General features: G+C 71.0%; 22 protein-coding genes and 1 pseudogene. 15 read left to right on the plus strand and 8 right to left on the minus strand.

Going from position 1 to position 21,604, the window contains the following annotated elements:
• Positions 1-26: 26 nt before the first annotated feature.
• From ACIA8K_RS18750 to ACIA8K_RS18760, 3 genes are read left to right on the plus strand one after another with little or no spacing between them, the layout of a single operon-like run.
• Positions 27-992, plus strand: coding sequence for an ABC transporter substrate-binding protein (locus ACIA8K_RS18750; protein WP_396060490.1), 966 nt, complete (start codon positions 27-29; stop codon positions 990-992).
• Entirely contained in the window at positions 979-1,749 is a 771-nt protein-coding gene (locus ACIA8K_RS18755; protein WP_396060493.1) for an ABC transporter ATP-binding protein, read from the plus strand. The genes ACIA8K_RS18750 and ACIA8K_RS18755 overlap by 14 nt, the downstream gene beginning before the upstream one ends.
• 37 nt (positions 1,750-1,786) lie before the next feature.
• The gene (locus tag ACIA8K_RS18760) at positions 1,787-2,647 is read left to right on the plus strand and encodes a TauD/TfdA dioxygenase family protein (RefSeq protein ID WP_396060496.1); all 861 of its coding nucleotides are present in this window, start codon (positions 1,787-1,789) and stop codon (positions 2,645-2,647) included.
• A gap of 68 nt (positions 2,648-2,715) precedes the next feature.
• On the opposite strand, the gene ACIA8K_RS18765 is transcribed toward ACIA8K_RS18760, so the two are convergent.
• Positions 2,716-3,387: a response regulator gene (locus tag ACIA8K_RS18765; RefSeq protein ID WP_396060499.1), complete on the minus strand. Its 672-nt coding sequence runs from the start codon at positions 3,385-3,387 to the stop codon at positions 2,716-2,718.
• Entirely contained in the window at positions 3,384-4,493 is a 1,110-nt protein-coding gene (locus ACIA8K_RS18770) for a histidine kinase (RefSeq protein WP_396060502.1), read from the minus strand. The genes ACIA8K_RS18765 and ACIA8K_RS18770 overlap by 4 nt, the downstream gene beginning before the upstream one ends.
• 133 nt (positions 4,494-4,626) lie before the next feature.
• Between ACIA8K_RS18770 and ACIA8K_RS18775 the strand changes: the two genes are divergently transcribed.
• From ACIA8K_RS18775 to ACIA8K_RS18785, 3 genes are all read left to right on the plus strand, one after another.
• Complete coding sequence (locus tag ACIA8K_RS18775) at positions 4,627-5,169, plus strand: sigma-70 family RNA polymerase sigma factor (protein WP_396060506.1); 543 nt, start codon at positions 4,627-4,629, stop codon at positions 5,167-5,169.
• A gap of 25 nt (positions 5,170-5,194) precedes the next feature.
• Complete coding sequence (locus ACIA8K_RS18780; RefSeq protein ID WP_396060508.1) at positions 5,195-5,359, plus strand: hypothetical protein; 165 nt, start codon at positions 5,195-5,197, stop codon at positions 5,357-5,359.
• Positions 5,360-5,531: 172 nt separating this feature from the next.
• Positions 5,532-6,440, plus strand: a complete 909-nt coding sequence (locus ACIA8K_RS18785; protein WP_396060510.1) for a GNAT family N-acetyltransferase — start codon at positions 5,532-5,534, stop codon at positions 6,438-6,440.
• Between the two features lie 36 nt (positions 6,441-6,476).
• Here ACIA8K_RS18785 and ACIA8K_RS18790 read toward each other — a convergent pair whose 3' ends face one another.
• On the minus strand, positions 6,477-7,280 hold the full coding sequence (locus tag ACIA8K_RS18790; RefSeq protein WP_396060513.1) for an NAD(P)H-binding protein: 804 nt from the start codon (positions 7,278-7,280) through the stop codon (positions 6,477-6,479).
• Positions 7,281-7,408: 128 nt separating this feature from the next.
• On the opposite strand from ACIA8K_RS18790, the pseudogene ACIA8K_RS18795 reads away from it, so the two are divergent.
• Positions 7,409-8,143, plus strand: a pseudogene (locus ACIA8K_RS18795) (MFS transporter); the annotation flags it as partial.
• A gap of 64 nt (positions 8,144-8,207) precedes the next feature.
• Here ACIA8K_RS18795 and ACIA8K_RS18800 read toward each other — a convergent pair.
• From ACIA8K_RS18800 to ACIA8K_RS18810, 3 genes are all read right to left on the minus strand, one after another.
• On the minus strand, positions 8,208-9,662 hold the full coding sequence (locus ACIA8K_RS18800) for a WXG100 family type VII secretion target (protein WP_396060515.1): 1,455 nt from the start codon (positions 9,660-9,662) through the stop codon (positions 8,208-8,210).
• Between the two features lie 3 nt (positions 9,663-9,665).
• Positions 9,666-10,163 (minus strand): hypothetical protein, encoded by a 498-nt coding sequence (locus tag ACIA8K_RS18805; protein WP_396060518.1) that lies wholly within the window; start codon positions 10,161-10,163, stop codon positions 9,666-9,668.
• Positions 10,164-10,248: 85 nt separating this feature from the next.
• Positions 10,249-12,105, minus strand: a complete 1,857-nt coding sequence (locus tag ACIA8K_RS18810) for a BTAD domain-containing putative transcriptional regulator (protein ID WP_396060520.1) — start codon at positions 12,103-12,105, stop codon at positions 10,249-10,251.
• A gap of 230 nt (positions 12,106-12,335) precedes the next feature.
• Between ACIA8K_RS18810 and ACIA8K_RS18815 the strand changes: the two genes are divergently transcribed.
• A complete protein-coding gene (locus tag ACIA8K_RS18815; protein WP_396060522.1) occupies positions 12,336-13,655 on the plus strand; it encodes a glycoside hydrolase family 16 protein in 1,320 nt (439 codons plus the stop codon).
• On the opposite strand, the gene ACIA8K_RS18820 is transcribed toward ACIA8K_RS18815, so the two are convergent.
• Complete coding sequence (locus ACIA8K_RS18820; RefSeq protein ID WP_396060524.1) at positions 13,643-14,173, minus strand: response regulator transcription factor; 531 nt, start codon at positions 14,171-14,173, stop codon at positions 13,643-13,645. The two genes, ACIA8K_RS18815 and ACIA8K_RS18820, sit on opposite strands and share 13 nt — an antisense overlap.
• 195 nt (positions 14,174-14,368) lie before the next feature.
• Between ACIA8K_RS18820 and ACIA8K_RS18825 the strand changes: the two genes are divergently transcribed.
• The 4 genes from ACIA8K_RS18825 to ACIA8K_RS18840 all read left to right on the plus strand — a co-directional run bounded on the left by ACIA8K_RS18825 (position 14,369) and on the right by ACIA8K_RS18840 (position 17,708).
• The gene (locus ACIA8K_RS18825; RefSeq protein ID WP_396060526.1) at positions 14,369-14,644 is read left to right on the plus strand and encodes a hypothetical protein; all 276 of its coding nucleotides are present in this window, start codon (positions 14,369-14,371) and stop codon (positions 14,642-14,644) included.
• 150 nt (positions 14,645-14,794) lie between these two features.
• Complete coding sequence (locus tag ACIA8K_RS18830) at positions 14,795-15,400, plus strand: helix-turn-helix transcriptional regulator (RefSeq protein WP_396060528.1); 606 nt, start codon at positions 14,795-14,797, stop codon at positions 15,398-15,400.
• A gap of 272 nt (positions 15,401-15,672) precedes the next feature.
• Positions 15,673-17,034 (plus strand): cellulase family glycosylhydrolase, encoded by a 1,362-nt coding sequence (locus ACIA8K_RS18835; protein WP_396060530.1) that lies wholly within the window; start codon positions 15,673-15,675, stop codon positions 17,032-17,034.
• A gap of 131 nt (positions 17,035-17,165) precedes the next feature.
• Positions 17,166-17,708: a hypothetical protein gene (locus ACIA8K_RS18840; protein ID WP_396060533.1), complete on the plus strand. Its 543-nt coding sequence runs from the start codon at positions 17,166-17,168 to the stop codon at positions 17,706-17,708.
• Positions 17,709-17,877: 169 nt separating this feature from the next.
• Here ACIA8K_RS18840 and ACIA8K_RS18845 read toward each other — a convergent pair whose 3' ends face one another.
• Positions 17,878-18,579 (minus strand): TetR/AcrR family transcriptional regulator, encoded by a 702-nt coding sequence (locus ACIA8K_RS18845; RefSeq protein WP_396060536.1) that lies wholly within the window; start codon positions 18,577-18,579, stop codon positions 17,878-17,880.
• 78 nt (positions 18,580-18,657) lie between these two features.
• On the opposite strand from ACIA8K_RS18845, the gene ACIA8K_RS18850 reads away from it, so the two are divergent.
• The 3 genes from ACIA8K_RS18850 to ACIA8K_RS18860 are packed head-to-tail and all read left to right on the plus strand — an operon-like array spanning position 18,658 to position 20,370.
• Positions 18,658-19,386, plus strand: coding sequence for an SDR family oxidoreductase (locus ACIA8K_RS18850; RefSeq protein WP_396060539.1), 729 nt, complete (start codon positions 18,658-18,660; stop codon positions 19,384-19,386).
• A 46-nt stretch (positions 19,387-19,432) separates the two neighbouring features.
• Positions 19,433-20,038: a hypothetical protein gene (locus tag ACIA8K_RS18855; protein WP_396060541.1), complete on the plus strand. Its 606-nt coding sequence runs from the start codon at positions 19,433-19,435 to the stop codon at positions 20,036-20,038.
• Positions 20,035-20,370 carry a transcriptional regulator gene (locus ACIA8K_RS18860; protein ID WP_396060544.1) on the plus strand — a complete coding sequence of 112 codons (336 nt, stop codon included), beginning with the start codon at positions 20,035-20,037 and terminating at the stop codon, positions 20,368-20,370. Before ACIA8K_RS18855 ends, ACIA8K_RS18860 begins: the two co-directional genes overlap by 4 nt.
• Positions 20,371-21,604: the final 1,234 nt, after the last annotated feature.

The following is a 21,604-nucleotide window of genomic DNA, read 5'->3' on the forward strand; positions in this document are numbered from 1 at the left end:
CGGCGACAAGCGCATGCGGCGACGGTGTGGCAAGCCAGGGCCGCGGCGACTCCTCGGCACAGACCATCCGCATCGCCTACCAGGCGTTCCCAAGCGGCGACCTGATAGTCAAGAATCAGGGCCTGCTGGAGAAGGCGCTGCCCGACTACGAGATCACCTGGACGAAGTTCGACTCCGGCGCCAGCATCAACACCGCGTTCGTGGCCGGCGCGGTGGACATCGCCGCGATCGGCTCCAGCCCGGTCGCCCGCGGCCTCTCCGCGCCGCTCAACATCCCGTACCAGGTGGCGTTCGTCCTGGATGTGGCAGGTGACAACGAGGCGCTTGTCGCGCGCAACGAGTCGGGTGTGAAGGACGTGGCCGGACTGCGCGGCAAGAAGGTCGCGACCAGCTTCGCGTCCACATCGCACTACAGCCTGCTCGCCGCGCTCGACCAGGCCGGGCTGAAGGAGTCGGACCTGACGATCGTGGACCTGGAGCCGCAGGACATCCTGGCCGCCTGGACGCGCGGCGACCTGGACGCGGCCTACACCTGGCTGCCCACGCTCGACGCGCTGAAGAAGGACGGCACGGTCCTCATCTCCAGCCGGGAGCTGGCCACGGCCGGCAAGCCCACGCTCGACCTCGGCGTGGTCGCCACGTCGTTCATCGAGGCGCACCCGGACGCGGTCGACGCCTGGCGCAAGGTCGAGTCGCAGGCGCTCGACCTGATCGCCACCGACCCGGCCGCGGCCGCCACCGCGGTCGGCGCCGAACTCAACATCACGCCCGCGGACGCGCAGAACCAGCTCGGCCAGGGCGTCTTCCTGAAGCCGGCGGACCTCGCCTCGGACGAGTGGCTCGGCACCGAGGGCAAGCCCGGCAAGCTGGCCGACAACCTGGTCGCGGCCGCGCAGTTCCTCGCGGACCAGAAGAAGATCGACGCGGTCCCGGACCTGGCCACCGTGCAGAAGTCGATCTACGTCAAGGGACTTCCCGGTGTCCTCTCCTAACGCGATCGAGATCGACGGCGTCACGCACGTCTACGGCACCGGCTCCGATGCGGTCACCGCGGTCGGCCCGGTCGACCTGACCGTGCCGGAGGGCGAGTTCCTGGTGCTCGTCGGCGCGTCCGGCTGCGGGAAGAGCACGCTGCTGCGCCTGATCGCGGGCTTCGAGGAGCCCACCACCGGCACGGTACGCGCATCAGGCGAGCCACCCCGGCCGGGCCGCGGCGCCGGGCTGGTCTTCCAGCAGCCCCGCCTCTTCCCGTGGCGCACCGTCGGCGGCAACGTCGACCTGGCGCTGCGCTACGCCAAGGTCCCTCGTGAGGAACGGGTCGCCCGGGTGCCGCAACTGCTCGCCAACGTCGGCCTGCACGACGTGGAGCGCCGCCGGGTCTGGCAGATCTCCGGCGGCCAGCAGCAGCGCGTGGCGATCGCCCGCGCGCTCGCGGTGGACAACCCGCTGCTGCTGCTTGACGAGCCGTTCGCCGCGCTCGACGCGCTCACCCGGGAACGCCTCCAGGAGGATCTGCGCCGGGTCAGCGCCGCCACCGGCCGGACAAGCGTCTTCGTCACGCACAGCGTCGACGAGGCGATCTTCCTCGGCAGCCGGGTGGTGGTGCTCACCGCGCGGCCCGGCCGGGTCGCGCTTGACCTGCCGATCCCGTTGCCGCGCAGCGGAGTCGAGCCGGAGGAGTTGCGCGCACTGCCGGAGTACGCGGCGCTGCGCGCGGAGATCGGGCACGCCGTCCGCGCGGCCGCCTGAGAACAGCCCCGTTCGTACCCAGGAAAGGATTGTGCTCATGACCGCCACCACAGTGGAGCTTCGGCTCGACCCGCTCGGCCCGCACTTCGGCGCGGACGTGCTCGGGCTTGACCTGGCCACCGCAGACGACGACCAGATCGCCGCGGTCCGGGCCACGCTTGTCGACCGGAAGGTGCTGTTCTTCCGCAACCAGGCGCTCGACGTGGACGCGCAGATCAGGCTCGGCAACCGGCTCGGCGAGCTGACCGCGTCGCACCCGGTGATCGGCCCGCTCAGCGAGCAGCATCGGGAGATCTACGCGATCGACAGCGCGGACAACGGTTTCGCGGACGTCTGGCACACCGACGTGACGTTCGTGCGGCGTCCCCCGATGGGCTCGATCCTGCGCGCGGTCACGCTGCCGCCGAGCGGCGGCGACACCAACTGGGCCGACTCGCAGCTCGCCTACGAGTCGCTGCACCCGGGCGTGCGGACGCTTGTCGACGGCCTGACCGCGGTCCACGACGGCAACCGCGAGTTCGGCTACTACCTGGCGCAGCGCCGCAACGGCCGCGGCAACGAGTGGGACGGCGAGGTCGTCACCCGGCTCGACCCGATCGAGCACCCGGTCGTCCGCGTGCACCCGGAGACCGGCCGCAAGGGCCTCTTCGTCAACCCGGGCTTCACGTCGCACATCGTCGGCGTGTCCGACGCGGAGAGCCGGTCCATTCTGGACCTGCTCTACGCGCACCTGACCAAGCCGGAGCACATCGTCCGGCACCGCTGGCAGCCCGGCGACGTGGCCATCTGGGACAACCGCAGCACGTCCCACTACGCCAACCGCGACTACGGCGACCAGCGCCGGGTCATGCACCGGATCACGCTGCGGGGCGACGTTCCGGTGGGGCCGTCGCACTGAGAACGGGAGGACGCCCTCTCGAACTCCGTCGGCCGGGTGCTGTGGATGCGGTGCGATGGTGACGCCGTTCAGGACCGGGAACGTAGATGCGGGACCACCAGGCCGCTCTCGTACGCGACCACCACGGCCTGCGCCCGGCTGGCCAGTTCCAGCTTACCCATCAGGCGCTTGACGTGCGTCTTCACGGTGGCCTCGCTGAGCACCAGGCGTTCCGCGATCTGCGTGTTGGAGAGGCCGTTCGCGACCAGCCGCAGCACCTCTGTCTCCCGCGCGGTCAGGCTCTCCAGGCGGGGCGCGGCGGCGGCGGGGGAGCTGTGGCGCTCCGCGTACGCCTCGATCAGCCGCTGCGTGATGCGCGGCGCCATCAACAGGTCACCCGCCACGATTGTGTGCACGGCCGCGATGATCCGCTGCGGGGGCGTGTCCTTCAGCAGGAAACCGGACGCCCCGGCACTGAGCGCGGCGTAGACGTACTCGTCCAGGTCGAACGTGGTCAGCGCGACCACGCAGGGCCGGTGCTCACCGGCCAGGATCGCGCGGGTGGCCGCGATGCCGTCCACGGTCGGCATCCGGATGTCCATCATGACCAGGTCCGGGCGGGTGCGGGCGACAACCGCGACCGCCTGCTCGCCGTCGCTCGCCTCACCGACCACCTCGATCCCGGGCGCGGCGGTGAACAGCGCGATCAGCCCGGCCCGGATCAGCGCCTGGTCGTCCGCGACAACGAGCCGCACGGTCATGCCTTTTCCTCCATCGGAAGTCGTAGCAACACGCGGAATCCGCCGTCCACGCACCGGCCCGCGGTGAGCACACCGCCGTAGAGCTCGGCGCGCTCGCGCATGCCGCGGATGCCGTGCGAGTCGGGCGACGGCCGCGGTCCGGGCGCCTTCACGCCGTCGTCGGAGATCGTCACGGTGAGCGTCAGCTCGCCGTACTCCACCTCGACGCGCGCGGTCGCCGGACCGGCATGCTGAAGCACGTTGGTAAGCGACTCCTGCACCACCCGGTACGCGCACAGGTCCGGCCCGGCGGCCAGCGGGCGGGCCCGGCCGCGCACCGACAACTGCACGTCCAGGCCGGCCGCCCTGGTACGCGACACCAGCTCCTCGAGGTCGGCCAGGCCGGGCTGCGGGCTGAACGGCTCGTCGTCGTGGTCGATGCGCAGCACGTCGAGCAGGCGGCGCATCTCGGACAGCGCCTCGCGGCTGGCGTCGCCCACGGTCGCGATCGCCGCCTTCGCGGTCGGCGGGTCGGTGTCGAGCACATACTCGGCCACGCCGGCCTGCAGCGAGATCACCGACATGTGGTGGGTGACGATGTCGTGCATCTCCCGCGCGATCCGGACCCGCTCCTCCGCCACCGCCTCCACGGCCCTCGAGGCGACCCGCTCGGCGCGCAGCGCCCACCGCCGGGTGCTGTCGCCGATCGCCCACGCCACGGACATCGCAAGCGCGTACTGCAGGATGTCCGAGACCGTCAGCGGCACCGGGAACGTCCGGTACGCGACAAACGCGGCCAGCAGCGTGACAAGGAACGCCAGCGCGGCCGCGGTCCGGGAACACAACGTCGCGATGGTGAACAGGCCGACCACCATGCCGAGCCCGGTGTTCGGCCAGGCGCCGTACCCGAGCAGGCTGTAGAGCGCGAGCGCGGCGACGATCACGGCGAACGTGCCGACCGGCGACCACTGCCGGAACGCCACCGGCGCCGCGGTGAGGAACGCCAGCACGCATGCCAGCCAGTGCGGCTTGCCGTCACTCTGAGCGACGACGTTGACCGTGGTCAGGACGGTCAGCCCAAGCGTCAGCAACACGTCGGCCCACACCGGGTGGAACAATTTCCGCACGTCACGACCGTATCCCGAGTGGATCGCCCGGCGCGTCTCCCCGTGGAAGGACTGCCGCGTACCCCCAGAGGGGTATGTGCATATGCCGCTCTCGGGTGACGACGCGTGCGCATGATCGCCCTAGGTTGGGCTAATGCGGGCAGGCTCGGAGGAACGCCGGATATCAGACGGCCTCGAGCTTCTTTATCGGGAGCACGGTGCGGCGCTGATGGCCGCGCTCACACGCGTCACCGGCGGCGACGTGCATCAGGCCGCGGACATCCTGCAGGAGACCGCGATCCGCGCCTGGCGGCACCCGGAGGTGCGCAACGCCGAGGGCGGCTGGAACAGGGCGTGGCTGCTCACCGTCGCCCGCCGGATCGCGATCGACCACCTGCGGGCCGCCCGGGTGCGCGTCATCGAGGTCAGTGACGATCTGCTCGAGGCCCGGACCGCGCGCACTGAGGACGCGGCCCAGCGCGCCATCGACCGCCTCGAGGTGCGCGCCGCGCTGGCGTCGCTGCCGGAGACCTCCCGCCGGATGCTTGTCGCCACATACTTCGAGGGCCGTACCGTGGCCGAAATGGCCGGCGCGCTCGGCATCCCGGAGGGCACTGTCAAATCCCGCACGTTCTACGCGATGAAGTCGCTGCGCCGGGCGCTGATCAAGCGCGGCTACCACGGAACTGGTTTGTGATGCGGCGCCGTGGGCATCTGAGGGCATGGCGCAACCCGATCCCTTCCCGCTGATCGATCCGTTCGAGCCCGCTCCGGACGATGCCGGTGAGCTGCTCCCCGACACGCCGGACACGCTTCCACCACCCCCGATCGAGGCGACCCCTGACGACCCGGGCGGCGACCCGGGCGCGGTACCGGAACCGGCCTGATCCGCGCACGGCCCTGCGGCGCCGGATAACCGGTTGCCGGCGCCGCAGCCACGGGGTAGAACAGGTGCACCAACGACCAGGAGGGAGGCGCAGCGATGTTCCGCATGATCATGCCGCTCGTGCCTTTCCGGGAGACCACCTGACGGGCACGGGCATCTCTTCAGGGAGAACCGTGACGCTCACGATTCGCACAATCACCGGGCCGGACGAGATTGACCTCTTCAACGGCCTGCCGTACCAACTGAACGCCGAGGTCGCCTCCGACCTCGAGGCCGGGCGCCGGCACCCGCACTGGCTGTGGGTGGCGCTGCGCGACGGCCGCCTTGTCGCACGCGCCGGTTTCTGGTCCCGCCCCGGCGACCCGGAGCCGATGGTCACCGACATCTTCGACGTCGCAGAAGACCACGATCTCGATGACGGGGTACGACTTCTGGAGCGCGCCCAGTCGACGCTAGGCGTGAAACCGGAGTTCACCAGGTACGTCGCGCCGGACTGGCGGGAAGCCGAACCCGCCCCGACGCTGCTGCGCATGCACGCGATCGAGAAGACCGGCGGCCGCCTCTTCGTGGAGCGGCTGCGCCTGCACTGGCCGGCCACCGCACCACTTCCCGCCTCCTCAGGGCGGCTGACGTTCCGCGAGCCCGGCGGCGCGGAAGAGCTGATCGCGCTGATGACCCGGGTGATGGACGGCACGCTCGACGCGCACGGCCGCGACGAACTGACCCGTCAGTCCGCGGAGCAGGCCGCACGCACGCAGTATCAGGAGGAACTGCTGCGCTACCCGAGCCCGCGGTCCTGGTGGCGGGTCGGCGTACTGCCGGACGGCACGCCCGCCGGGTTCGTCCTGCCGGGCCACAACGGCTACAACCCGATCATCGCGTATCTCGGCGTGGTTCCGGAGCTGCGCGGCCGCGGGCTTATCGACGACCTGCTCGCCGAGGGCACGCGCCTGCTTGCCGCGCAGGGCGTGCCGCACGTGCGGGCCGCCACCGACGTGGGGAACGTGCCGATGGCGGCCGCGTTCGCGCGGGCCGGCTACCGCGTGTTCCAGCGCCAGATCGACATGGTCTGGGACGCCTGACCGGCGCGGCTTCCCGGACGAGTTCGCCGCCGCGGCTCAGAACGCGTCCCGGTGCTCCTCTGCCCAGCGGCGGAAGGTGCCCGGCGGGCGGCCGAGCAGGCGCTCCACGTCGCCGGTGACCACCGCGTTGTGGCCGTCGCGCGACCAGGCGATCCCGGCGGCCCAGGCGGCGTCCGGCGGCGGCGCGGTCTCCACCGCGATGTCCCGGCCGAGCACCTCGCCGAGGATGAGCGCCTGCTCGCCGAGGCTGATCGGTGCCGGCCCGGTAAGCGTGTAGAGCGCCTTGTCGTGGCCGTCGCCGGTGAGCGCCTCGGCCGCGACCGCTGACACGTCACGCGGGTCGACGACGCCCTGCCGTGCGCCGTCCACCGGGTCCGCGATCGGCGTGCCGGACTGGATCGCGTCCGCCCACCACAGCATGTTCGAGGCGAACACGGACGGGCGCAGGATCGTCCACGGCAGGCCGCTGTCGCGGAGCGCCTCCTCGCCGCGCAGGTGCCATTCGCCGATCACGCCGCCGGCGTACCGCTCGCCGGTCCCGATCGCGGACAGCTTCACCACCCGGCCCGCTCCGCCCTCCCGCGCCGCGTCGATCATCGCGAGGTCGTGCCGCTCTGTGGGCGTCGCGGGCGCAGTGATCAGCAGGACCGCGTCGGCCCCGTCAGCCGCTCGGCGCAGCGACGCGGGATCGTCGAAGTCCGCGGCGACCACCTCGAGGCCGTCCGCCGCCGCGACCCGCTCCGGCGCACGCGTCATCGCGCGGACCGGCACACCACGCGCCAGCAGTAACTCCACCACATGCCGTCCGATGGTGCCGGTGGCACCCGTAACCAGAATCATGCCCTCGATCCTGCGCGGCCGGCCCGCACGAACTCTAGGACGATCCGGCACAGCCGGTAGGGTCCCGGAGATGTCCGACTTCCGGTTGTTCTTCGCCGCCACCGTCGCCGGGCAGCTCGCGGACCGGTCCGCTGGTCGCCTGGCTCGGCGCGCCGCTGACGCTTATCGCGAGCTGCGCCGGGCTGGCCCTGTCCGCGCTCGCGGTGCTGCGGATCCGTACCCCCGAGGCGGTTGTCGTCAGTTCCTCGGAGCGAGGGCTCGTGCGGGAGGGGCTGAGGTTCGTGCTCGGTCACCCCCTGCTGCGGCCGATGCTTGTCACCGATGGCCTGTTCAGCCTGTTCCTGGTCACCTACCAGACGATGCTGCTGGTGTTCCTGTCCCGGCACGCCGGGCTGAGCTCGTTCGGCATCGGGCTGGTGCTGTCCGTGATGGCTTGCGGCGGGCTGACCGGCGCGCTGCTGGCCCGGCGGCTGATCGTCCGCGCAGGTCCCGGCCCGGTCATCGCCTTCGCTCCACTGTGCACGGCGCCGGGCGCCGCGCTGATGCCGGCGCACGGACTGCCGATCTGGGTCGCCGGCGCCGGGCTCGCGCTGCTCTCCGCCGGTGGGGTGGTCAGACTGATCGCTCAGGCAGGCGTGCAGCAGCAGGTCACGCCGGACCGGTTGCTGGGCCGGATGAGCGCCACCGTCCACTTTATCCAATGGGGAACGATGCCGGTCGCAGGGCTGCTCGGCGGCGCTCTCGGTGGCCTGCTCGGCGCGCCCGCGGTGCTGTGGATCGGCGCGGCCGGGATGACCGCGGCCTGCCTTCCCGCGCTGTGCTCTCCACTGCGCGCCACCCGTACGCTGCCGGTCCTCGGGTGATCGGCAGCGGCCGCAGACGCGCGCCTCCCTGGCGGCCACATCCCGCAGAACGGTGGCCCGGGACTCAGCGCAGCACGCCGGGGACGCCGCTGCCGTAGCCCCACACGTTCTCGTCGTCCTCCTCAAGCCAGGTGGTGTGCTCGTCCTCGTCGCCGAAACCCGACCCGGCCGCGCCCCCGAAACCGCCGGCACCGGGTGTGCCGGGCCGGCCGGCGGCACCGCCCGCGTGCGGGACGCCGCCCTCCAGGACCGGCTTTCCGCCCCGCCCGGCGCCGCCCGCCCCGCCCGCGCCGTGAGCAGGAGCGACGGGGGAGACGCCGGGAGCCGCGGACACCGAGGGGATGCCACGCCGGCCGGGTGCGCCACCTGCGCCGCCGCTGAGGGGCGCACCGCCGGCGCCGATGGGCAGACCGCCGACCGAACCGGCCGGGCTTCCGGTGGTGGCGCCGGCCGGGGCGCCGCCGGAGAGCCCGCCCGGAATGCCGCCCGAGGAGCCGGCGCCGCTCACACCGCCAAGGCCCGCACCGGCGCCCGCACCGGCCAGGCCGGTACCGGCGAACTCGGGCGGGTCGACAGCACCCGGGGCGGCACCGGCCGTGCCAGGGCCAAATGCGCCGGCAGCCGGGACGGCCGGGGAGACGGCCGGGTCGAAGCCGCCGGTGTCGGCGTTCAGCGACGGCGTGCCACCGCCCCGAAGCGCACCGTCCTCGTCCGTGGCCGGGGCGCCCGTGCCCGGCGATGGGACGCCGGTGCCCGGCGCGGAAGTGCCCGTCTCCGACGGAGGAACTGTCGCGCCCGGCGGGGGAGCACCCGCGCCCGGCAGCGCGGGCGGCGGGACAGCGGGACCGCCGGTGGGACCCGCCACGGCGAGGGAGGACGCGCCGGCGCCGGTGGTCGCGGGCGGCAGTGCGGTCGGCCCGGGCGGTGTCATGTCGGACTGGGCCGTCACCTCGTCGTTGAGCGTGACCCAGACCTTCCGGTTCTCCTCGGTGGCCCGCGCGACATAGGCTTCGATCGTCATCCTGCCCCAGGGAGTGTTGACGATTGTGGTGGGGACGATCGGAGCACGCCAGGCCGCGACCGCGTTGTTCCGGGTCTCCTCGACGACCTTGGGCTGGAAGAGCCCCTCCTGGACCGGGCTGCGCGCGGCGATGGCCGCGTCGACCTCGGGAATTGCAAGCGGCGGCACGAACACGTTCTTCTGCGCCGTCTCCAGCTGCGTCGCCGCCTCGGTGAGCGTGCCCACCACCGAGCCCATCCGCTGCGTCTCCTCGACGACGTGCCGCAGTGCGTCCGAGATCCCGGTCATGTGTGCCTGGTACGCGTCGAAGGCCGGGCCCGTCCAGGTCTGCCCGAGGAGGCCCACCTCGAAGTCGAGACCCGTCGCCATGGTGGTCAGCGCGTCCTGGAGCATCGTCCAGCCGGACGCCGCAGCCCTGAGACGCTCGGGCTGACCGTTGACCACGACCTGCGTGATGATCGTTTCCCAGCTCGTGGGCAGGTAGTCGCCGTCAGCCATGACTCACACCCCGCCGGTCGGCGTGCCGGGATCGTCGTACGAGAAGCTGCCCATTGTCGCCGGCCCTTCGGCGGCGAAGAGCCTGTCGAACGCTGCCGCGCTGAGTGTGTTCGCGGCCTCGGTGGTCTCGTACTTCTCCTTGACTTCCCGCAGCGTCTCGGCGGCCTGGCGCAGCCGCTCCGCGACTGTGGTCACCACGTCCTTCGCCCGCTCGTAATGCCCGATCTGCCGCTGCGACATCTCGATCGCGGCGGGGAAGGTGCCGAACGGTGAGATGCCGTTCCCGCCGGTCAGGTTGTCCTCGATGTTCGTGCCCATGTAGGTCGGCAGGATGCTTCTCCCGATGGAGTCCGCCCACCAGTCGAGCTGGGTTGCCGCGCCGTCAAGCGTCGTTCCGTCCCACTCGGTCGTGCTGCCCGAACCGGTGTTCTGCGCCGGCGTCTGCTCCGCTCGCGGCGGCGTGCCCGCCTCCGGCGGCTGGAAAGGGATTATGTCCCCCACGGTGTCCTCCCCACCCGAGCTGTTGACGGAAAGGTATCCGTCGATGGCAGGTGTGGGCACGACACTCGTTCAGGTAACAGCGGTCTCAGCCGGTGGGCGGGTACCTGCCGTAATCCCGGACGACCGTGGCCGTCAGCGTCATCAGCTCCGGCGACTGGCGCTGCAGGTCCGGGTCCTTGAAGCTGAACGCGAACAGCCCGTCCGCGACCAGACGCGCCAGCACGTCGGGCTGGAATGTCTGTTGCAGGTCGTCGCGGTAGACGGTGAGCGAGTCCTCGTGCGGGCCGTAGTGGGAGACCATCACCGGGCCGTACTTTCCCAGCTCGTGGACCATCTGCACGATGTGCTCCGCGTTGCCGTCCTCGGTGAACGCGCCGAAGCTCTGGAAGTCGGACGCGCGCATCGCCTCCACGAAGTACTGGAACATCGACAGGCCGGCGCCGGTCTCCGGCTCGTCGTGCGACGCGTTCCAGCCGTCCCAGTTCAGGCCGATCCGCAGGTTCGGCGCGGCGGCCCGCATCACGCGCATCAGGTCGAAGTACCGATCCTTCAGCGCCAGGTAGTAGTTCGTGGTCGCGGCATCGTTGAGGTAGCCGTCGTCCGCGCAGGTGAGGTGCTGCAGGCCGGAGAACATCGAGATGTAGAGCGGCGGCCCGTCGGCCGGCCCGGCGAACGCGGCGGCCAGACGCTGCATGTCCGGCAGGAACTCGTCCGACAGGGGGTACGGCTGCCCGCACCCGCGCCCGAACCGGGTTTCCACCGACTCCGGCTTTTCCCAGGTACCGACGATCACGTGCAGCGCGCGGCCGGACGCGTACACCTGCGGGATCACGTCCGCCCGCCAGCCCTCGAACTGCTCCAGGTTGCCCTGCTTGTGGTACCAGGTGGTCATCATGCCGACGCCGGTCTGCATCAACGGTGACAGCTGCGCCTGCGCCGGATCCGGACCAAGACCAAAGAGGATCTTGGGTACGGCCTGGGCCGCCACGCCGCCGCCGGTGCCACCCGTCCCGGACAGTGCGGGCGTGGCCGACCCGCCGGCCAGCACCAGCACACCGGCCATGATCAGCGCCAGCAGCGCCGCGGACACCCGCCGTGGGCGGCCCGCGGGGGACGGCACCGCCGGTTCCCGCATCGGGAGGACCGCCGCCACCGGGGGACGGGCGGGGGAGACCGCCCGGTCTGCCGTCTCGGACAGCAGCGCCCGGTACGCCTCGCGCAGCCGGCTGCCCGGCTCCGCGCCGAACGTGTCAAGCAGCAGCACCCGCGCCGCCTCGTAACTGGCCAGCGCGTCCACCTGCCAGCCGGCGGCCCGCTGTGCGATGACAAGCCGCTCCCAGGCCGGCTCGCGCAGCCGGTCCTCGGTGAGCATCGCGCGGGCCAGCACGATCGCCTCGCCCGGATCGCCCGCCGCGATCAGCGCGTCGGCAAGCGTGTACCGCGCGGTCCAGCGCAGCTCGTCGAGGTGCCGGGCGGCGACCGGGTCGAGCGTGTCCTCCTCCGGCGTGCCGCGCCACAGCGCAAGCGCGCGCCGTTGCAGCCCGGCCGCCTTCGCGGGATCGTCCCGGCCCAGCGCGGCCACGCCGGCGGTGACAAGCGCCTCGAACACGTCCGCGTCGAGCTCGTCGCTCGCGACCGTGAGCCGGTAGGCGCCGCCGCGGCCGGCCAGGCGCGCCTCCCCGTCCGTACCCTCAGGAAGGATCTTGCGCAGTTGATGGATGTAGGTCTTGATGCTGCCGCTGATCGAGCTGGGGTAGTCGGCGCGGGCCTCCCACAGCGCGGCGGCGAGCGTGTCGTTGTCGACCCAGCGATTGCGGTGCTGGAGCAACGCGGCGAGCAGCGTGCGGCGCCGGCCCGGGGGCAGTGGCGTGACGCTCCCGTCCGCATCGGCCACGGCCAGCGGCCCCAGCACGGCGAACAGCGGCGCTTCCGTCTGCTCCATCACACTCCGACCCATCGCATCCCGGGAATCGATACCGATCGCCTCAGCCTAGGACAATCGGCTTTCGGACGTACCCCCGCTGATCTGCGGTTTCACCATCTGCTGACCGGAGCGTCACCGAAGAGGGAACTACTGTGGACGATCGTGCGTGTCCCCTGTTCCCGGGTCATGACGCCCGGGCACCCGCATCCCTACCGTGACCTGCAGCTGACACAGGGGAGGGAACGATCGTGCGGAGATATCTGGCGGCCGCGGCCGCCGGTCTCACGGTGATCACCGGGACCGGGATCGCGGTGGCGCAGGCGGCCCCCGCGGCCGACGTCGTGACGCGGACCGGAACGCTTGTCAACACGTGCGCCAACCCGGTCGTGGACCGGGACATCACCGGCTGGGGCCGGCACGGCACCGGCGCGACAGGCACGCGGGTCGCGGCGCGGGCGCACGTCGCGGCGGACCATGCCTACCGCCAGCCGTCCACGAACGGCGTCAACCCGGAGATGTACCTGCCGCAGAAGAACGTCAGCGGCGGCGAGCGGTGGCGGTTCGCCGTGGACTCCTGGGTGAGCGGCGCCGCGACCTCGGTGACCGCCCGCATGCAGGTCGACTGGTACGACGCGTCCGGCGCCTATCTCGGTCACGCCAACGGGGGCGAGGTCGCGATCACGCCGAACATCGTGGAGACCTGGACCCGGGTGGCGGCCGAGTTCACCGCGCCAGGCGGCGCCGGACGTGCGAACGTGACCGCGCGGCTGGCCGGGCCGGCCGGCCTGACCTGGTCCGCAACCGCCTGCGACTACCAGCCGGTGTCACCGGCCACGCCGCCTCCCACCACGCCGCCTCCGACCGGGGCGGACACGGCCGCGGCACGGTACGGCTGGGGTACACCGCTGCCCGCCTCCGACGAATTCGATTACGGCAGCGTCGCCGCGCCCGCACAACCGGACGCCACGAAGTGGACGCACGCCGGAAGCGAGGCGAGCGGCTGCTGGCCAGGGCACAACGGCAACGGCCGGCGCTGCGAGGAGAACAGCCGCGTGCTCGGCGGGATCATGCGGATGACCGGCGAGTCCGGCGGCGACTCCGGCCTGCTGGGCAGCAGGTTCGCCCAGCGATACGGCCGGTGGGAGGTGCGCGCCCGCTCGCAGGGGACGTCCGCGGACAACGGCCGCCAGTTCCACCCGGTGCTGCTGCTCTGGCCGGACAATGAGCAGTGGCCGGAGGGCGCGGAGTACGACTACCTGGAGAACAGCGCTCCCGGCGAGCAGTGCGCCGGAGCGTTCCTGCACTACCCGAACCACCAGCCCAAGGTGCAGGAGCAGGCGGAGAAGTGCGGCGTCGACCTGTCCGGCTGGCACAACTTTGCGTTCGAGTGGACCCCAGACCACGTCAAGGGCTTCATCGACGGTACGGAGTGGTTCGTGTTCAGCGCCGACTGCATCCAGTGCGCGCCCGGGCCGATGTTCCAGACCATCCAGCTGGACAACTTCTACGGCGATGATCTCCAGAGTGCGGTCTTCGAGGTGGACTGGGCGCGGGTCTACGCGCTCTGAGCCTCCGCCGGGCCTCGCCGCCGGCCGGCGAGGTCCTCCGGCGTGTACAGGCCGTCCGCCACCGCCCGTACCAGCAGATCCGCCTTTGTCGGTAGATGGTGGCCCAGATCCGCGTACTTCTGCCGGATGCGCTTGATGTACATCTCCACGGTGTGCGGCGAGATGCCCATCCGGCGCGCCACCGACGCCTTGGTCAGCGACCCGAGCCACCAGCACAGCGCCGCGTGCTCCCGCGCGGACAGCCGCGGAACGTTTCCGGAGGCCGTGCCCCGCCCGTGTGGCACGGCCTCCAGCACCTCGGCGATCAGCTCCCGGCGCCCGGAGTCCACAGTGAACAGGACGACCGGCCGGTGGTGCAGGCCGAGCACGCACGCGCCGGAGTCGCACACAAGCACGTCCGCCTCGTCCGCCGCCTCGACCACCATCAGCCGGGGATCCTGCCGCAGCCAGGACCGCACCCCCTCGGCCACGACCGGCCGCATCCCGGCCAGCCCGACGCGGATCGCTGTCACATCCATGACGACAAGCATGGGTACGCCGGTGAGCGGCCGGTCATGATCGGGTGAAGCCCGCGCTCACAACGGAGAGGAACTCCTCGGCGTCCCGGAGGCCCGGGGGGAGGCCGGCGTACTGATTGACTGGGATGGCACGCCGCCCTTCTCGCAGATTATCGAGGCTCGGCGTAAGGGCAGTTGACCGTCAGCCTGCTTGGCGTGGGCCTCGACTCCGTCTGCTGGAAGCCGGAGCTCCTGACCGTTGCGGTCTTTGAGGCGCGTGAGTTCGACGCGATTTTCGGTCCACTCCGGGCTGAGGGCGACGAGGGCACCTTGATCTCAGGGTTCGGCGGGCGTGGGCTCGAGTTCACCGAGGCGAACGTTCAACGTTACGTGGAAGCGCCGGAGACGAGCGCGACGGCCGCAGCCTGCCTGACGCTCGCCTGGAGGCATCGTGCTTCTCTCGGCCTGTCAGGCGGACGGCGGGTGGTGTGATGACCTGCCTGCGAGCGCAGTAGGACGTTTCGGCAGGGTTGGTGAGTGGGACGGGTGGAAAGTCGGTCGGCGGCCTACGGTGGGACCGTGAGCAGTTGGTTCAGTGGGCCGCCGAGGCGGGTGCCGCATCGGTGGCACGGGGGTGCGGCGATGGTGGAGCCGGATCACGGCACGGTGCTGTCCTGGCCGGTCGGGGAAGCGCCAAGCCAGGACGACGTCGTGGTGATGGGGCCGCGGACGCGGGCCCGCTACTGGCATGACGTCAAGGTGCACGCCGGGTGTGTGCGGATGCGGGTCGCGCCCGGGATGGCGGCGGCGCTGCTGGGGCGCCCGGTGCGGGAGATCGCGGACCGGGCCGTACCGCTGACGGATTTCGATCTTGACTTTGCCAGGTTGCTCCGGGAGATGGCGCCGGCGCCGGACGGGCGGGCGCGACTGTTGCGCCAGGCCACGGCGTTGTTCGAGGGCTCCCGGCCGGAGCCGGTGCATCGGGCCGCGCGGCGGTTGCACGTCAGCGAACGACATCTGCGCGGGCTCTTCACGGACGCGGTCGGGCTGCCGCCACGGCTTTACACCCAGATCGACCGGGTACGCCTGGTGCTCGACAATCCGGACATGCCGCTGCCGGACCTGGCGGCGATGGCGGGTTACTACGACCAGTCGCACATGACGGCCGAGTTCCGGCGGTTGATGGGCGCGCCTCCGGCCGCGTTCCGCGCGGGCCGCTGGCCGGCCCCGGAGCGGTGCGGCGGCTGACCTACACCGTCGTGCTCTCCCGGACCGCAGGCCCGGCCGTTCAGCGCGAACGAGGCGGCAGTCCCGGAGATGCCCAGGCGTGCGGCGAGGTCCTTCAGGGTGGGGCGTGTTCTGCGCGGTGGCGGCCGTAACCTGGCGTGTTTTAGTTGTGAGCATCGACGAACTGCGATAGCTTTGGCAGCGATCCGGGCTGCACCTCATGCGTCGCGCGTGCCGTCACGCGCCTGGGCAGGCGCATTCACACCTGTCTGAGTCGAGTACTGAGGAAGGCCATGAAAAGAAAGCTGCTCGCGTTCGGCGCGGCGTTCGCCGTCGCCGTCGCCACCGTCCTGCTCGTCGTCACGCCGGCGTCCGCCGCGGTCGGCCTGCACGTGTCCGGCACCGACATCGTCGAGGCCAACGGCCAGAAGCTGATTATGCGGGGCATCAATCACCCGCACATCTGGTACACCGGCCAGACCCGGGCGTTCGCCGACATCAAGGCCACCGGGGCGAACACGATCCGCGTCGTGCTCGGCACCGGCAAGCGCTGGGGGCCGTCGAACGACGTGCCCGCGGTCATCCAGCTCTGCAAGCAGAACAAGCTGATCTGCGTGCTCGAGGTGCACGACACCACCGGGTACGGCGAGGAGGCCGCGGCCGCATCGCTCGACGAGGCCGCCAACTACTGGATCAGCCAGAAGGCGAACCTGGTGGGCCAGGAGAGCTACGTCGTGATCAACATCGGCAACGAGCCGATCGGCAACACGAACCCGGCACAGTGGACCGCCGCGAGCGCCGCGGCCGTGTCGAAGATGCGCGCGAACGGCTTCGAGCACCTGCTCATGGTGGACGCGCCGAACTGGGGCCAGGACTGGCAGTACACCATGCGGGACACCGCGCAGACGGTGCTCGACGCGGACACCCAGCACAACACGGTGCTCTCCATCCACATGTACGCGGTCTTCAACACCGCCTCCTCGATCATCAACTATCTGGACGCGATCAAGGCGAAGGGCTGGCCGCTTGTGATCGGCGAGTTCGGCTGGCAGTTCGCGTCCGGCGAGGTCGACGACGCCACGATCCTGGCGCAGGCGCAGGCCCGCGGCATCGGCTACATCGGCTGGTCGTGGTCAGGCAACACCGACCCGGTCCTGGACATGGTGCTCAACTTCGACCCCGCGCAGATCACCACCTGGGGCCAGCGGGTCATCAACGGGCCGAACGGGATCCGCGCCACCTCGCGGCAGGCCTCGATCTACGGCGGCACGTCCTCCCCGACGCCCACCACGCCTACGCCCACCCCGACCACGCCGGCCCCGACCACGCCCGCGCCCACCACGCCCGCACCGTCGCGGGGGTGCACCGCCACCTACACCACGTCCGGCCAGTGGCAGGGCGGCTTCCAGGGTGACGTCAAGGTCACCGCCGGGTCGGCCGCGATCGGCAGCTGGTCGGTCGCGCTGACGTTCCCCAACGGCCAGACGGTCAGCCAGGCCTGGAACGCCACAATCACCGGTACGGGCTCCGCGATCACCGCCCGGAACGTGTCCTACAACGGCGTGCTCGGCGCCGGAGCCAGCACGTCCTTCGGCTTCCTCGGCTCCTGGACCGGCACGAACGGCGCGCCGACGCTCGCCTGTACCGCCGCCTGACATCTGTGGCGGGCCGGGTCGTTCGATCAGCCCGGCCCGCCACCGATCATCCAGCCCGGAGCACCCCCGCGGGTCGATGTGACCATGCCTGAGCAGGCCTAACCTCTGGTCCGAGGCACTGGAGGTGCGCTATGCGAAAAGTGATCAGAGGAGTGGTGTCGGCGCTCGTGGCGAGCGTCCTGCTGGTAGCGGCCGGAGGTGGTGCGGCCCCTGCGGCCGCCGCGCCGTTCTGCGGCCTCACCTGGGGCAGCGGTGACCGGACCGCCGGCGAGCTGAGCACCGCCGGCCTGCTCGAGGTGCGCACCGGCCGGCACGAGTGCTGGGACCGGGTCGTCTTCGAATTCAACGGCAGCGCCCAGGGGTACGCCGTCGCCTACCGGACCGAGGTGCTCACCGAGGGCCGCGGCCTCGACCTGGTGCCCTACACGGCCGGTGGTGCCTGGCTGCGGGTGTCGCTGCGCGCGCCGTCCGACACGTTCGGCGCGACTGTCGGCGAGCACACCGCGAACGTCCTCCCGTACGACACGCTTCGTGACGTGGTCTACGGCGGCACGTTCGAGGGCTACTCGACGTTCGCGGTCGGCGTACGCGCCCGGCTGCCGTTCCGCCTGCTCACGCTGCCCGGCCCCGGCACCCACAGCCGCATCGTGCTCGACGTCGCCCATCAGTGGTGATCCGCCGGCGCCCGGGACCGCCCCGGGCGCCGGTCCGCACGACTGCCCGGGTGCGGACCCCCGTGGGTTTGCGTGACCACCCACGGGCGGTGAGCCCGCGGGAGCGTGCGGGCCGGACCACCGCGGAAGCGGGAAAATACTGCTCCTGTGGCTTGTGGGCCCTTGTTTATCAGGGAGTTGACGCGAGCCGCTCCAGCCAGCGGTCCAGCAGCGTGATCTCGGCCGGTTCGAGCGCGTCGGTGCCGGAGACCGCGAGCTGGGAGCGCAGGCGTAGTGCCGCGGCCGGGACCGGCTCGCTCGGGTCGGCCGTGGCCGGCTCGGTCAGCACCGCGCCGAAGACGGCCTCACGCATGCGCACCGAGAGGTCCGGGTCGGCGAACAGCTCCGGTTGGGCGATCATGCTCAGCGCCAGCCCGACGTTCGCCGGGAGGATCAGCTGGGCCGCCGCCGCCGGGGGCATCCGCAGCGCACCGGCCGCGGAGCAGCGCAGCAGCGTGGCCTCCAGCAGGTCCATGATCTTGCGGCGGGCCTGGGCGTGCGAGCGCGGGCGCGGCGCGAACATCAGCTGGTAGAGCGCCGGATTCTGCAGCGCGAACCTGGTGTGGTCGTCCCAGCCGGCGCGCAGGTCCGCCACCGGGTCACCGGTCTGCTCCTGCGCCGCCTTGCGTGCGGCATAGCGCCGCAGTCCGTCGTCGGCAAGCGCGTCGAGCAGCCCGTTCTTGTCGCCGAAGAGCCGGTAGAGCACCGGCTGGGTGACCCCGGCCGCCTCGCAGACGGCCCGGGTGGCGATGTCGCGGTCAGGTGACGTCGCCAGCTGCCGCTCGGCCGCCACAAGCATCGCGGCCCGCACGTCAGGGGTGATCGCAGTCATGCTGTCGATGATACGCCTCCGCGATATCCGTGCTACGGTGGCCATATCAACGATATTAACGGCGATATGGAGTCTGTCATGAGTGAGGTTGCGATCGTTACCGGCGGCTCGCGGGGCATCGGCCGCACAGTCGCGCTGACCCTTGCCGCGCGCGGCGCCGCAGTGGTCGTCGGCTACGCCGGCCAGGCCGACCGCGCCGCCGAGGTAGTCAACGAGATCACCGCGGCAGGTGGACGGGCCGTCGCGGCGGGCGGCGACGTCGGCGACGAGAACGTGGTGGCCGCCCTGTTCGACCTGGCCGAGGGCGAGTTCGGCGGCGTCGACACGGTGGTCAACTCGGCCGGCATCATGAAGCTGACCCCCATCGCCGACCTGGACCTCGACGACCTCGACCGCATGCACCGCACCAACATCCGCGGCGCGTTCGTGGTGGCACGCGAGGCCGCCCGCCGCCTGCGCGACGGCGGCAGCTTCGTCATGCTCTCCACCTCCGTCGTGGGCCTGCAGTTCCCGTCCTACGGCGGCTACGTGGCAAGCAAGGGCGCGGTCGAGGCGCTCACCCTGATCCTCGCCCGCGAGCTGCGCGGCCGGAACATCACTGTCAACACTGTCGCCCCCGGCCCGACCGCCACCGACTTCTTCTTCGAGGGCAAGGACCAGGCCGAGATCGACCGCATGGCCAAGCAGCCCCCGCTCGAGCGCCTCGGCACCCCCGAGGACATGGCCGCCGTGATCGCCTTCCTGACCTCCCCCGAGGGTCACTGGGTCAACGGCCAGGTCGTCCGCGCCAACGGGGGCATCATCTAGAGAGTCCTCGCCATCGTGGAGTACTCTCTATCGCAGAGTCCTCTCGATGGGAGCCAAACCGATGGACCAGACCTTTCAAGATCTCGACCAGCTGCGGGTACGGGTACGGGCCGCCCAACGGCTCGTCTCCGCCCCGCTGATCACCTTCGGTGTGCTGGTCACCGTCTATCCCCTGGTCGCCGCGCTGGCCACCCCGCTCGGCGCGGGCGGCACCCACCTACTCGTCCTGTCCTACTGGCCGCTCGCCACCGCCGCCGGCCTGGCAGTCCTCTGGCTGCTCGCCCGGCGCCGCGCCACCCGCGACGGCGTCGGCGAGGGCAGCCACGACTACGGCACCGCCACCCGGACGTACCTGGTGGTCCTGCTGGTGATCCTGGTCGGCTTCATCCCCGCGCTCTTCATCGGCGTCTTCACGCCCCTGATCTGGCCCGCGCTCGTCCTTGTCGCACTCGCCGTCTGGCAGCGCTCCAACCAGCTCTACACCTGGGCCGCCGCCGTCGGCATCACCGGCGGCATCACCACGATCCTGCTCGCCGCCTCATCCCCGACCCCCGACTACGCCTGGCTGTGGATCCCCGTCCACGCCGCCGTCGGCCTAGCCATGATCCTCGGTGGACTCCTCATCCGCCGCCGCGAACAGGCCGCCACGTGACCGACGACCCCACCCCGCACCCCGCCCTCAACCTCGACGACGCCGTACACCAGAAGACCCGCCTCGCCCTCCTCACCGTCCTCGACGAGGCCGGCCGCGCCGACTTCCCCTTCCTCAAACGCACCCTCTCCCTGACCGACGGCAACCTCGGACGCCACCTCGACGTCCTGGCCACCCAGTCCCTCGTCGAGGTCACCAAGGGCTACGAGGGCCGCCGCCCCCGTACCTGGGTCGCCATCACCCCCAAGGGCCGCGAGGCCCTCGCCGCCGAGATGGCCGTGCTGGCAACCCTCCTCCGCCGCTTCCACCGCACCCCACCCGAGGCGCCGTAGCGCCTCTGTTTCCCCTCCGCAGCTTCGTGGCCGCACTACCTTGTCGTTGCAGCGAAGCTTCGGTCCTCCAGTCCGTTCCTTTTGTTGAGCTTCGCGGTTAAGGTGCGAGTCGGGCACTCCGCGCCCGAAATTTCGTTATATAGAAGCCTCTGACGCGCACTCACTCTGACCGCGGAATCCGTATTGCGGGCAGTGCCCCCTCCCCGACGGGAGCGCTTCCCTTTGCAGAGTCAGCGCTGCCTCTTCGCGGCTTCAGCACCTCTTTTTCTTCTCCCTGTAGCGTCGGCTCCTCTCCCTGCGGCGTCGGCTTCTCTCCCTGTAGCGTCAGTTCCTCTTCCTGCAGCGTCAGCTCCTCTCCCTGCGGCGTGAGTTCCTCTTCCTGCGGCGTCAGTTCCTCTTCCTGCAGTGGCGGTACCTCTCCTTGCAGCGTCAGTCCTGCCGCCCTTCACGGCGTCAGTCCTGCGCCCTTCACGGCGTCGGTGCTTCCGCTTTGCAGAGGCGGCGCATGATCGCTGTGCCCGAAATATCGCCATAAGACGCCACGCCGGCCATTTTCCATCGGACACCGCGCGCCCACAAAACACAAAGGATCAATGAGTGGAGCAAAAGATAGATCAACTTCGCTAGGTGATCTATCTTTTGCTCCACTCATTGATCCTTTCGCGGTCCTGGACACCGGCAGGCCGCACGTGGCAACCGAGCTATCACCAGCGAGGTGAATTCGCGTCGCACGGCTCCGCATCGCAGCGTTGAACGCCAGCCCTTGCTTCGCTCGGTGTGTGAAGCATCCACAAAGGTGGCCGCCGGGCCGCGCGAACCCGACCACGGGGGAGCTTCGCCAGCGCAGCTGCCGGTACATTCGGTTGCCACGGGGCTGGAACGCTCCTCTCGGAGGGCTGCCGGCGGGCAATCCACCGCCAACGCGACGGAGACGCGCCACCGGCACTCCTATGCCGCTAAATGAGGATATTTCGGGCGCCTAGCGCGAAGTGCAGACGGCATAGCCGCCGGTCGGAGGCGTCGTAGATTTAGTGCTCCGCGTCGTTGCAGCTTAGAAGTTATCGTTGCGAAGCCGGCTTGGCGAGCTTCGAGAACGCGGCCGAATAGAGCTAGCCTCCTAGGACGCGGGGCGTCTGGTGACGCGGGGCGTCTGGTGACGCGGGGCGTCTGGTGACGCGGGGCGTCTGGTGACGCGGGGCGTCTGGTGACGCGGGGCGTCTGGTGACGCGGGGCG

This window comes from Catenuloplanes sp. NPDC051500 (assembly GCF_044454585.1).
Classification (GTDB): domain Bacteria; phylum Actinomycetota; class Actinomycetes; order Mycobacteriales; family Micromonosporaceae; genus Catenuloplanes.